The organism is Pseudomonas sp. GW821-FHT09A09 (genome assembly GCF_059418405.1).
The window spans coordinates 67,931-79,887 of the sequence record NZ_JBWKPU010000023.1; the positions used below are offsets into that span (position 1 = coordinate 67,931).

Consider the following 11,957-nt stretch of genomic DNA (forward strand, 5'->3'; position numbering starts at 1 on the left):
CGTTAATACGAATATACCTATCACAGCCCCTCAGTGAGACTTGAGCCCCAACCACAACAGGGGCTCATCTTATGCCGCTTCCCGACCCGCTTCAGCGCCTGGCTGAACTCGACACCAACACCGTCTCCGACGCCCTGGACTTCCTGCAACTGCCGGGCGCCGTGGTCGGCATTCGCCCGCTGTGGGACTGCCCCAAGGTGGTGGGCCGCGCCAGCACGGTCAAGCTGGCGCCCAAGACCGACGCGGCGCCTGGCGTGCACCTGATCTCGCCAGTGATCGACGCGATCACCACCGACGACCGCGTGCTGGTGATTGCCGGCGGCATCGAAGGCATTTCCTGCTGGGGCGACATCATCGCCAACGCTGCTGTGGCCAAGAAGATCCGCGGCTCGGTGATCGACGGTTTCAGCCGTGACATCGACGGCAGCGCCTCCATTGGCTACCCGGTGTACGGCCGTGGCGTGACCATGATCAGCGCCCGCAACCGTGTGGTGCAGGTGGATTCCGGCGTGACCCTGCGCGTCGGCGGTGTGGCGGTGTCGGAAGACGACTACGTGATCGCCGACCGCTGCGGCAGCGTGTTCATCCCCGCCGCTGTGATCGAACAGGTACTCGACCTGAGCGAGCGCATCGCCGCCCGTGAAGCCGGCATGGTCGAGGCGGTACGCAGCGGCCGTTCGGTCGCCGATGTGATGCATGACAGCCAATTCGAAGCCATCCGCGTGGAGCCTGCCCGATGAACGATCAACAGTTAGTCGCCCTGTTTGCAGGCCTCGACACCCCTGGCGTTTCCGACGCCATGGACAAACTCGGCATCCCCGGCCAGTGCCTGGGCATTGCCCCGCTGGATAACTACCACGGCACCGTAGTGGGCCCGGCGTTCACCGTGCAGTACGTGCCTGCCAACACGCCACCGGGTTCGGTGGGGGACTTTATCGAAGATGTGCAACCCGGTGACGTGGTGGTGATCGCGAACGCCGGCCGTACCGACTGCACGGTGTGGGGCGACATCATGACCCAGTACGCCGGGGCTCGCGGGATTGCGGGCACCGTGATCGACGGCGTGTGCCGCGACGTGAGCAAGGCCTTGGGCGACGGCTACCCGCTGTTCACCCGGGGCCGCTACATGCGCACTGGCAAGGACCGTGTGGAAGTGCTGTCGGTGAATCAACCGGTGGCCATTAGCGAGACCCGTGTGTGTGCCCGCGACATCGTGGTGGCCGACGCCAATGGCGTGCTGGTGGTACCCCGCGCCCGTGCCGCCGAAGTGGCGGAGGTCGCGCGGCAGATCGAAGCCGTGGAAGCGCAGATCCGCGCACAGATCGAAGCGGGCAAGACTCTCAAGGAAGCGCGGGCGTCCCTGGGTTATCACACCCTGCAGAGGAAGCCTTCGTGACTATCCTGAACAAGCGCCTGGCCCAGGCCCAGCCGTCCGCCACGTACCGCATCATCGACCGCGTGGCCGAGCGCCGCGCCCAGGGGGCGAAGATCATCTCGCTGTGCGCCGGCGAGCCGGATTTCGACACCCCGGCGCATATCCGCCAGGCGGGCATCGATGCGATCCGCGACGGCCATACGCGTTACACCCAGGTGGCCGGCGTGCGTGCGTTGCGAGAAGCGGTGGCCGAGAAGTTCCGCCACGAAAACGGCCTGGACGTCACCTGGCAGGACACGCTGGTCAGCAATGGCGGCAAGCACGTGATCTACAACGCCCTGGCCGCCACCCTCAATGAAGGCGATGAGGTGATCGTGCCCGCGCCGTACTGGGTCAGTTACCCGGAGATGGTCGAACTGTGCGGCGGTACGGCGAAGGTGCTGGCGTGCGGCGCCGAAGACGGCTTCAAGCTGACGCCTGCGGCCCTCGACGAGGCGATCACGCCGAACACCCGCTGGCTTATCCTCAACTCGCCGTCCAATCCCACGGGGGCGGTGTACAGCCTGCAGGAGCTGCAAGGGTTGGCCGAGGTGTTGCTCAAACACCCACAGGTGCTGGTACTGGCGGACGACATCTACGAACACCTGCTGTTCGACAACCAGCGTTTCTACACCCTGGCCCAGGTCGAGCCGCGCCTGGCCCCGCGGGTGCTGACCATGAACGGCGTGTCCAAGGCCTATGCCATGACCGGCTGGCGCATCGGCTTTGCCACCGGCCCGCGCTGGTTGCTGGAGGCGATGGAAAAACTCCAGGGCCAGCAGACCTCGGGCGCCAGTGCGATTTCCCAGCACGCGGCGATCGCCGCCTTGAGCGGCCCGCAGGACTTTGTGCAGGCCTCGCGGGCGGTGTTCCAGCGCCGTCGTGATCTGGTGGTGTCGCTGCTTAACGCCACGCCGGGGCTGACGTGCGCGAACCCGTCCGGCGCGTTCTACGCCTTTGCCTCTTGCGCAGGCTTGTTGGGACGCACCTCGCCGGCTGGCACGCTGCTGAAAACCGACGAAGACGTGGCCCACGCCTTGCTCGATGAGGCCAATGTGGCGGTGGTGCACGGGAGCGCATTCGGCTTGGCGCCGTACTTGCGCATCGCCTATGCCTTGGACGACGAGGCGTTGCGCAAGGCGTGCGAGGCGATCCACCGGTTCTGCGCCGCGACCCGCTAGAGGTCGCGCATCAGCAGGCCGAAACGCAGGTCCATCGTGGTCGGGAGCGGCACATACACCGTGTGCCCGTCTCCCGGCGCCACTTCGATAGCCTCGCCCCGGGTGTTGTGCAGGGTGGTCAGGTCAAAGTGGAAATTGCCGGTGGGAGTCATCAACTCCAGGTGGTTGCCCACGGCGAAGCGGTTCTTCACCTTGACCTCGGCCAACTCGCCTCGGCGTTCGCCAGTCAACTCGCCGACGAACTGTTGGCGCTCGGAGACCGAGCTGCCGTTCTGGTAGTTCTGGTATTCGTCGTGTACGTGACGGCGCAGGAAACCTTCGGTGTAGCCGCGTTGGGCCAGGGACTCGAGGTCGGTCATCAGGGTGCGATCGAACGCGCGACCGGCCACCGCATCATCGATTGCCTGGCGATACACCTGGGTGGTGCGTGCGCAATAGAAGTGGGATTTGGTGCGGCCTTCGATCTTCAGCGAATGCACGCCCATGTGGGTCAGGCGCTCCACATGCTGCACGGTACGCAGGTCCTTGGCGTTCATGATGTAGGTGCCGTGTTCGTCTTCGAACGCCGGCATCTGTTCGTCCGGGCGGTTGGCTTCCTGCAACAGGAAGACCTGGTCGGTGGGGGCGCCAATCCCCAGCGTGGGTTCAACCTGCTGGACGATATCTCCGGTGGCGTTTTCCACCGCGGGGGTAGCCTGGTATTTCCAGCGACACGCATTGGTGCAGGTGCCCTGGTTGGCGTCGCGCTTGTTCATGTAGCCCGAGAGCAGGCAGCGCCCGGAATAAGCCATGCACAACGCACCGTGCACAAACACTTCCAGCTCCATGGCCGGTACCTGCTGGCGGATTTCGCCGATCTCTTCCAGTGACAACTCCCGCGACAGGATCACCCGGCAGATCCCTTGCTGCTGCCAGAACTCCACGCTGGCCCAGTTCACCGTGTTGGCCTGCACCGACAAGTGAATCGGCATCTGCGGGAAGTGCCGACGCACCAGCATGATCAGCCCCGGGTCGGACATGATCAGCGCGTCCGGGCCCATGGCGATCACCGGGGCCAGGTCCTTGAGGAAGGTCTTCAGCTTGGCGTTGTGCGGCGCGATGTTCACCACCACGTAGAAACGCTTGCCCAGCACATGGGCTTCCTGGATGCCCAGCGCCAGGTTGGCGTGGTCGAACTCGTTGTTGCGCACTCGCAGGCTGTAGCGCGGCTGGCCAGCGTAGACCGCATCGGCCCCGTAGGCGAAGGCGTAGCGCATGTTTTTCAGGGTGCCGGCAGGGGCGAGCAGTTCGGGGGCGATGACTGGGGGCATGGGCGTGGGTCGCAAAAAAGGCGCGAGGGTAGACCAGGCGCAGAGGCGTTTTATTGATCCAGGTCGTGTTGCGGGCTTTTTGTATCGCTGTGTATCGACAGGCACTTGGGATACGTAGCGATCACTGCGCGGGTTTTTTCGACACAGGCGCGATACGTCACGGGCTTCTAATGGCTTCCAACGAGGCACACCGCCTCCAACCCCGAGCACTGGAGCCCATCGCCATGAACACCAAAGCCATCTTCGCCGCCTGCCTGTTTGCTGCCCTGAACATCTGCACCTTGTCGGCCCGTGCCGAAGCCACCGCCGTTGCACACACCTACACCTACGGCACTCATCTGGACGTCAAGCAAGTGCTGTCGATGACCCAGGACGCCAGCCCCGCCTGCGGCGTGGTGAATGCCCGCATGACCTACCTGGACTCCCACGACCAGACCCAGGTCCTGGACTACCTCAAGTTCGGCGACGGCTGTGTTGGCGATAACTGAGTACCTCACCTTTCCCTCTTTCCCTGATACAGGAGCACCGCCATGAACCACCTGACCCGCTTTTTGACCGCCAGCGCCTTCGCCCTTGCCGGCACGGCCGTACACGCCAATGCCGCTGTGGAAAAAGCCAGCCCCCCATGCAGCACCTGCTTCCAACTGACCCCGGTGAATCAGCCGGCCGGCCATGACCTGCTGGTGGAGGACGGCAGCCGCCGCACGCCGCTGGGCCAGGCGCTGGACAACCAGACGGCCTGACCGGTCGTCCTCTCAACCCCTAAGGTGATAACCATGCTACTCATCGCGTTCCTGGGCGGCATCCTGACCGTCCTCAGCCCTTGTATCCTGCCGGTGGTGCCGTTTCTGTTCGCCGGCGTCGACCGCAGCCGTCGCTCGATCCTGCTGACCCTCGCCGGCATGGTCCTGACCTTTGCCCTGATCGCCAGCCTGGCGGTGGTCAGCAGCGCGTGGGTGGTGCAGGCCAACAACACCGGCCGCCATGTGGCCCTCATCGTGATGGTGCTGTTTGCACTGTCGCTGATCAGCGCACGCCTGGGCAGTTGGCTGGCGCGGCCGTTCGTGCTGCTGGGCAACCGCATCGACCCGGGCACCCGGGCCCTGTCCGGGCCGCTCAAGTCGCTGTTGATCGGTGTGGCCACCGGCCTGCTGTGGGCGCCGTGCGCCGGGCCGATCCTGGGGGTGATCCTCAGCGGCGCGATGCTGCAGGGCGCCAATGCGGGCACCAGCCTGCTGCTGCTGGCGTATGGCTTGGGCAGTGCGCTGTCCCTGGGCACCTTGATCTTCGCCGGACGTGGCCTGGTCAACCGGCTCAAGGCGTCGATCCCGGTCACCGGCTGGCTGCGTCGTGGGGCAGGGGGGGCGGTGCTCGCCGCTGCGCTGGTGATCTCGACCGGCGCCGATAAAACCCTGTTGGCGGGGACATCGTCCGAAGGCGTCAGCCGCCTCGAACAAGGCGTGCTGCACACCGTGCCCAAGGTGGTGGATTACGTGGTGAGCAAGGTCAAGGCCGAGCCGTTGGCAGCCAGCAGCCAGGGCGCCATGCCCTCTCTGGCCGGGGCGGTGGAATGGCTCAACGGCCCCGAGCTGACCCGTGAATCACTCAAAGGCAAAGTGGTTTTGGTGGACTTTTGGACCTACGACTGCATCAACTGCCAGCACACCTTACCGTATGTGAAAGAGTGGGCGCGCAAGTATGAAAAGGACGGCCTGGTGGTGATCGGCGTGCATACCCCGGAATACGGCTATGAACGCATCATCGGTAACGTGCGCGACCAGGTGCGCAAGCTGGGTATCACCTACCCGGTGGCCATCGACAACAACTATGCGATCTGGCGCCGCTTCGACAACCAGTACTGGCCTGCCCACTACCTGGTCGACGCCAAGGGGCAAGTGCGCTACACCCACTTTGGCGAAGGCCGTTATGACGAGCAGGAAAAGATGATCCAGTCGCTGTTGCAGGAAGCCAAAACCGCCGGCTGAGTCAATTGAGCGGCGTTGCCAGCAAGGCCGCCATCTTCACCAGGTCCGCCAACGAGCGGGCCTTCATCTTTCGCATGGCTTTGCCGCGATGGGCCTTGACCGTGATCTCGCTGATATCCAGGTCCGCTGCAATCACCTTGTTCATATGGCCGGCGACCACCATGGCCATCACTTCCTGCTCCCGGGGCGTCAGGCTGGCGTACGCAGTTTGCAGAAGGCGCAGGTGATCCTGCTGGGCCAGGGCGGCGCGGCTGCGCTGCAGGGCATCGGCGATGGCTTGGAGCAATACATCGTCATTGAACGGCTTGGTCAGGAACTCCACAGCCCCGGCTTTCATGGCGCGCACGGTGAGAGGGATGTCGCCGTAGCCGGTGATGAAAATGATCGGCGTGTCGGGGCGTTCGTTGGCGATGGCAGCTTGCAGGTCCAAGCCGTTGAGGTCGGGCAGGTTGATGTCCAGCACCAGGCAACTGGGCACCTGTGTGCGCGGTTGGGCGAGAAACTCCTGGGCCGACTCGAACAGGCGCGGCTGCCATTGGGCGTAGCGAATCAACAGTTCCAGAGACTCGCGCACGGAAATGTCATCGTCTACCACGAACACGATGGGAGAGGTGTCAGTCATCGGCGCAGCTCTGCGTTCATGGGCCATCAGGTGGGTTGAGTGCATCAGGATACCTCCTTGGTGGGCGGGCTCAATCAAGTGGAATGGCCGCACTCAGTGCCCTGAGCAATTGTGCTTCGCTGAAGGGCTTCATCAGACAATCCACGGCGCCTGAGGCCAGCAGCCCAGGGCGGTCGCCGGCATCACCATGGGCGGTGATGAACACCACCGGAATGGCATGGCCGCGCCGTTTGAGGGCTGCGTGCAGGTCCGGACCAGACATGCCCGGCATTGCCACATCCAGAATCAGGCAGCGGGTCAGCGCCACACACGGCGAGTCGAGAAATGCCTGGCCGGACGAAAACGCTTCGACAGCAAACCCGAACTCCTTGAGTAGGTCCGGCAAGGATTCACGTACTGACTCGTCATCATCGACGACGGCCACGAGTAAAGGCCTTTGCATCAACTCCCCTCCCTGGTCGCTTCGGCAGCCGGGCCCGCTGCCGGTGGAATCGTAAATTGGAACGTGGCGCCCGGCCCGTCATTGAGCGTGGCCGAGAGCACGCCCGCATGCCGCTCGATGATGGAGCGGCTGATGGACAGGCCAATGCCCATGCCCGCGCTCTTGGTGGTGTAGAACGCATTGAACAGGCGCTCGGCATCCAGGGGTTCGAAACCGCTGCCGTTGTCCTTTACGGCAAGGTAAACGTCCTGGTGTGCGTCCAGGCCGGTGCTGACGTGCAGATACCGCGCGCGGCCAGTCATGGTGTTCATTGCCTCGGTGGCATTGAGGATCAAGTTGAGGATCACCTGCTGCAACTGCACGCGATCACCCCTGACCGTGGGCAGGTCATCGGTGAAGTCCGGGTGCAACGCAACACCGTTGCGTTGCAATTCGCCCAGCAGCATGGCGATGACTTCCCGCGCCGCCTCATTCAGGTCGACGTCTTCGATGGTGATGCTTTTCTTCGAAAACAAGGCGCGCAGGCGGTTGATTACGTCGGCGGCACGGTTGCCGTCGCGGATGGTGCGGCGAGCGGTTTCCAGGGCGCCAGCCACGTTCGGCGGGTCGGCGCCCAGCATGCGCAGGCAGGTGCTGGCATTGGTGATGATGCCGGCCAGTGGCTGGTTGACCTCATGGGCTATGGACGCCGTGACCGCGCTGAGGCTGGCCACGCGGGCCAGGTGCGCCAGTTCCGAGCGCACCTTGCCCAGGGTTTCCTCCGACTGCTGGCGTTCGATGGCGATGCTGGCCGCAAGCATCTCGGCTTGCTTGCGGTCTTCGATATCGGTGTTTTCGCCGTACCAGCGCACCACGGCACCCCATTCGTCACGCTGGGGGACGGCACGTACCAGGAACCAGCGGTAGTGGCCGTCGAAGCGTCGCAAGCGTGCCTCGTACTCGCCGGCCTCGCCGGACTGCAACAGCGCGTTCCAGTAGCGGGCCAGGTGCTCGGCGTCGTCGGGGTGTACCGAGCGCGCCCACCCGATGCCGCAGGCTTGCTCCAGGGTCATGCCGGTGTAGTCGCACCAGCGTTGGTTGACGAAGCCGACACTGCCGTCGGGGGCCGCGCTCCACACAAACCCGGGAATGGCGTTGATGATGGTGCTCAGGCGATCCTCCGAAGCGCTGACTTCGGCCAGTGCGTGGGCGATCAGGGCCTTGTCGCGTTTTTGTTCGTCGATATCGACGCTGATCAGCACCCAGCGCGTGACGGTGCCCTGGGCATCGCGCATCGGCAGCGCCCGGGCGGCAAACCAGTGGTAGGCCCCGTCGGCGCGACGCAGGCGCAGTTCATTGCGATAGGGTTCTTCGGTGCGCACCGCGTGCATCCACGCGTTGATCACGCCGGGCAGGTCGTCGGGATGCACGGTTGCACCCACGGTCCATTGCTGGAGTTCTTCGAGGGTGGCGCCCAGGTAGTCGAGGTTGTGGCAATTGACACATTCCAGGGCGCCCTCGGGGGTCATCAAGGCCACCAGCGCAGGGATGCAGTCGATGATGGTGCGCAGGTCCAGATCGATTGGCGCAGGCGTGGCGCCGCTTCGGTAGTCGTCGATGTCGGTGAACAGCCCGCACCATTGGTCCTGCGCCAGCGGGTTCATGCGCAGGACGCACCAGCGGTACACCCCATCGAAGCGCAGCAGGCGGGCGTGTATATCCACGGCCTTGGCGCCGCAGACCGTCGCGTTCCAGTGCACGATCAGGCCCGGCAGGTCTTGCGGATGCACGGCCGAATGCCAGCCGGTGCCATGGGCCTCGGCGCAGTTGCGCCCGGTGTAGGCGTTCCAGCCCTGGTTGACGAAGTCGGCACGACCATCGCTCTGTGCGGTGAACGCCACGCCAGGCAATGCATCGACGACGCTGAGTTGATTCGACATACCGGTTCTCTATCTACAGGCGCCGTGTAACGAGAATGCCCTGTCGCGCGGCGCTCGCCCATCATACTTAGGTGTCACATGGCGGCCCGGCGAGGGGCGAGCGATACCATCGTGTAATCGATGGCAGGCCCGGCGCCGTGCTGTGATGGCGCTACGCATCTAGCATGCGTATTCCCTCATCCTCTGGAGCTGTTCCATGACTGCCAAGAAAATACTCTATACCGCCAAAGTCCACACCACCGGCGCACGCGATGGCGGCACCTCGCGCAGCGACGACGGGCGCCTGGATATCCTGCATTCGCTGCCGGGTTCCAAGGGCAGCGGCACCAACCCCGAGCAGCTGTTCGCAGCTGGCTGGTCTGCCTGCTTCGACGGTGCCCTGGGGTTGGCGGCGCGCACCTTGAAGGTGGCGCTGCCGGCCGATGTGGCGATCGATGCAGAGGTGGATCTGTGCACCGAAGGCGACGCCTACTTCCTGCGTGCGCGCTTGAATATCAGCCTGCCGGGGTTGGAGCGCCACGTGGCGCTGGCGCTGATCGAGACGGCCCACCAGACCTGCCCGTACTCCAAGGCGGTACGCGGCAATATCGACGTGGTGCTCAACCTGGTCTGAATGTAAGCCACTGTATCCCGGGCTGTTTGCGTTACACAGCCATTCAAACAGCCTGCCTGCCGACATGCCGCAGATACATGCACTGCCCAGCATGACGGCAGGTTTCGGCGCCGTCCGGCGTCGAACGATCTTGCAGGCTGTGAAACCTATGAAAGCCGTAGTGGTAAACGCATTTGGAGGCCCTGAGGCATTGGTGGTGAACGACGTTGCACCGGGCCGGCCGGGGCTCGGGCAAGCGCTGGTACGGGTCATGGCGGCTGGCGTCAATTTTATGGACACCGGCATCCGGCGCGGCTTGGGGCAAGCCAACCCCTTGCCCCTTACCCCCGGCGTGGAAGGCGCGGGGGTGATTGCCGCGGTGGGGCCGGGTGTCACCGAGCTGTCTGTTGGCGACCGCGTGGCCTGGCAGTACGTCCCCGGCAGCTATGCCGAGCAGGTCGTCGCCCCGGTCAGTCAGTTGGTACCGCTGCCGGACGATATCAGCTTCGAAACCGCCGCAGGCCTGATGATGCAGGGCCTGACGGCCAGCAACCTGGTGCTCCAGGTGCATGCCGTGCAGAAGGGCGACACTGCCTTTGTCCACGCTGCTGCCGGTGGGGTAGGGTTGATGCTCACGCAGATGATCAAGTTGCTCGGTGGCAAGGTGATCGGCCGGGTTTCCCATGCCGACAAGGTGGACGCGGTGCTGGCGGCCGGCGCCGATTACGTGGTGATCGGCCGGGCCCGGGGTATCGCCCGTCAGGTCGAGCGCCTGGTCGGTGAGCACGCGGTGAACGTGGTGTACGACGGCACCGGTGCCGAGGGCTTTGACGAGTCGGTCCGCCTGCTGGATTACTTTGGCACCCTGGCGTTGTACGGGCCCTTCATGAACCCCCTGGCCCCCATCGATGTCTTCGCCACACCGCGTAGCATCAAGCTCACCTATCCCTCAGTCATGCACCATGTGCGCACCCGTGAAGCCCTGCTGGCGCATTCCCGGCAGCTGTTTACCTGGGTGCGCACCGGGCGGCTCACGGTCAAGGTCGGCCAGCGCTATGCCTTGGCCCAGGCGCACCAGGCCCACCGGGATATCGAGTCACGGCGCAGCATCGGCAAGCTGATCATCCTGACCCAGGAATAAGCCTGCGCATGGGACGGTAGCCGCGCCAGATCAGCAGGGCCGCCAGCAACTGGCTGCCGGCATAGAAGGTGAACAGGTCCTGAGGGCGCCAATGCGCGTCGAGCAGCACGCCGGCAACGGTCGGCGACACAATCGCCCCCAGCCGTCCGGTGGCCAGCACCAGGCCCACGCCGCGAGTGCGTACCGGCGTGGCAAACGCCTGAGGCGCCATCACGAAGAGTGCCGCAATGGCCCCGTAGAGCAACAACCCGGCCACGAAACCTGCCGTCGCCGCCAGCGCCGGGTTACGCGTGGCAGTCACCATCAGTAGAAGCAGAAGGGCCTCCAGCAACAGGCAGGCCAGCAACAGCCGGTGGCAGCCGCACCGATTGGCCGCCAGCCCCACCAACAAGGCGCCGAGCATGCCGCCGACCGTGAGCAACAGGCCGCCCGTGACGCCATGGTGTTCGGAGAAGCCGCCCTGGGTCAGCAGTATCGGGGTCCAGCTCATCACGAAGTAAAAGCCGAACATCAGCAAAAAACACACCGTTGCCAACGACAAGGTCCAGCGCCAATGCCCCTGCTGGAACAGATGCCGATAAGCCAGGCGAGGGCGGCCCGGTTTCAGCGACGGCGACTCCCGCAGCCACAGCACGCCAGCCGAGCCGGCGATCAGGGTCAGCCCGCCGCCGGCCAGGAACACGTAGCGCCAACCCACGCTGTCATTGAGCACATGAGCCAGTGCCCCACCCAGGGTCGCGCCCAAGGCAAACGCCACCGATTGCAAGGCGATTGCCAGGCCGCGCCGGTGGGGCGGGGCGTATTCATGGGTCAGCACATTGGCGCTCACCAGCACCGCGCCAACGCCGATGCCGGTGAGTACTCGCCAGCACACCAGGCTGCACAGGCCCTGGCTCCAGAACGACAGCAGCATGGCCACGCCGCTGAGCAGCAAACTGGCGAGCAGCACCGGCCTGCGCCCATGGCGGTCGGCCAACGGCGCCGCAAACAGTGAGCCACAGGCCATGCCCACCAGGCTGGCGCTGAGCAGCAGGCCGACCTGTGCGCCATTGAGTGCCCACTGCGCCGCCACCCGGCTGACCGTGAACGCCATGGCCATCGCATCCAGGCCATCGATCACGTTGAACAACATGCACAATCCAATCACGGCCCATGCTGCGTGCGCCGTCGCAATGCTGTGGGTGCCCTGGCTGATTGCCTGCTCATTCATGGTGGTCTGTTCCCGCGGTTATCGATTGCAAATGGCAGCATTCGCCGGGTGCCCTGGCAAGTCATACATAGGTATCGACCGACACCTACGTGCAATCGTCCCGGGGTGCTCCCGGTGGTCTGATCGCTCCCGCATGGGCCG

The 11,957-nt window shown here is 64.6% G+C and carries 13 protein-coding genes; 8 read left to right on the top strand and 5 right to left on the bottom strand.

The window, feature by feature from the left end:
- The first annotated feature begins 71 nt into the window (after positions 1-71).
- From AC07OV_RS19915 to AC07OV_RS19925, 3 genes are read left to right on the top strand one after another with little or no spacing between them, the layout of a single operon-like run.
- On the top strand, positions 72-740 hold the full coding sequence (locus AC07OV_RS19915; RefSeq protein ID WP_176997514.1) for an RraA family protein: 669 nt from the start codon (positions 72-74) through the stop codon (positions 738-740).
- Positions 737-1,396 carry an RraA family protein gene (locus AC07OV_RS19920; RefSeq protein ID WP_494998873.1) on the top strand — a complete coding sequence of 220 codons (660 nt, stop codon included), beginning with the start codon at positions 737-739 and terminating at the stop codon, positions 1,394-1,396. The genes AC07OV_RS19915 and AC07OV_RS19920 overlap by 4 nt, the downstream gene beginning before the upstream one ends.
- A complete protein-coding gene (locus AC07OV_RS19925; RefSeq protein ID WP_494998872.1) occupies positions 1,393-2,595 on the top strand; it encodes a pyridoxal phosphate-dependent aminotransferase in 1,203 nt (400 codons plus the stop codon). The genes AC07OV_RS19920 and AC07OV_RS19925 overlap by 4 nt, the downstream gene beginning before the upstream one ends.
- On the opposite strand, the gene trhP is transcribed toward AC07OV_RS19925, so the two are convergent.
- Positions 2,592-3,905, bottom strand: a complete 1,314-nt coding sequence (trhP, locus tag AC07OV_RS19930) for a prephenate-dependent tRNA uridine(34) hydroxylase TrhP (protein WP_495092828.1) — start codon at positions 3,903-3,905, stop codon at positions 2,592-2,594. The two genes, AC07OV_RS19925 and trhP, sit on opposite strands and share 4 nt — an antisense overlap.
- A 224-nt stretch (positions 3,906-4,129) precedes the next feature.
- On the opposite strand from trhP, the gene AC07OV_RS19935 reads away from it, so the two are divergent.
- From AC07OV_RS19935 to AC07OV_RS19945, 3 genes are read left to right on the top strand one after another with little or no spacing between them, the layout of a single operon-like run.
- Entirely contained in the window at positions 4,130-4,393 is a 264-nt protein-coding gene (locus AC07OV_RS19935) for a DUF2790 domain-containing protein (protein ID WP_176997518.1), read from the top strand.
- A 42-nt stretch (positions 4,394-4,435) separates the two neighbouring features.
- Positions 4,436-4,648, top strand: a complete 213-nt coding sequence (locus AC07OV_RS19940) for a hypothetical protein (RefSeq protein ID WP_176997519.1) — start codon at positions 4,436-4,438, stop codon at positions 4,646-4,648.
- Between the two features lie 33 nt (positions 4,649-4,681).
- A complete protein-coding gene (locus AC07OV_RS19945) occupies positions 4,682-5,890 on the top strand; it encodes a cytochrome c biogenesis protein DipZ (protein ID WP_495092829.1) in 1,209 nt (402 codons plus the stop codon).
- Position 5,891: 1 nt separating this feature from the next.
- Here the strand turns inward: AC07OV_RS19945 and AC07OV_RS19950 are convergent, their stop codons facing one another.
- From AC07OV_RS19950 to AC07OV_RS19960, 3 genes are read right to left on the bottom strand one after another with little or no spacing between them, the layout of a single operon-like run.
- The gene (locus AC07OV_RS19950) at positions 5,892-6,557 is read right to left on the bottom strand and encodes a response regulator transcription factor (RefSeq protein WP_494998870.1); all 666 of its coding nucleotides are present in this window, start codon (positions 6,555-6,557) and stop codon (positions 5,892-5,894) included.
- Positions 6,558-6,582: 25 nt separating this feature from the next.
- Positions 6,583-6,954: a response regulator transcription factor gene (locus AC07OV_RS19955; RefSeq protein ID WP_176997521.1), complete on the bottom strand. Its 372-nt coding sequence runs from the start codon at positions 6,952-6,954 to the stop codon at positions 6,583-6,585.
- Complete coding sequence (locus tag AC07OV_RS19960; protein WP_176997522.1) at positions 6,954-8,873, bottom strand: PAS domain-containing protein; 1,920 nt, start codon at positions 8,871-8,873, stop codon at positions 6,954-6,956. The genes AC07OV_RS19955 and AC07OV_RS19960 overlap by 1 nt, the downstream gene beginning before the upstream one ends.
- Before the next feature lie 196 nt (positions 8,874-9,069).
- Between AC07OV_RS19960 and AC07OV_RS19965 the strand changes: the two genes are divergently transcribed.
- Both AC07OV_RS19965 and AC07OV_RS19970 read left to right on the top strand, forming a co-directional pair.
- Positions 9,070-9,486: an organic hydroperoxide resistance protein gene (locus tag AC07OV_RS19965; RefSeq protein WP_494998869.1), complete on the top strand. Its 417-nt coding sequence runs from the start codon at positions 9,070-9,072 to the stop codon at positions 9,484-9,486.
- 148 nt (positions 9,487-9,634) lie between these two features.
- Entirely contained in the window at positions 9,635-10,606 is a 972-nt protein-coding gene (locus tag AC07OV_RS19970) for a quinone oxidoreductase family protein (protein WP_176997524.1), read from the top strand.
- On the opposite strand, the gene AC07OV_RS19975 is transcribed toward AC07OV_RS19970, so the two are convergent.
- Positions 10,587-11,816: an MFS transporter gene (locus tag AC07OV_RS19975; protein WP_494998868.1), complete on the bottom strand. Its 1,230-nt coding sequence runs from the start codon at positions 11,814-11,816 to the stop codon at positions 10,587-10,589. The two genes, AC07OV_RS19970 and AC07OV_RS19975, sit on opposite strands and share 20 nt — an antisense overlap.
- Positions 11,817-11,957 lie beyond the last annotated feature (141 nt).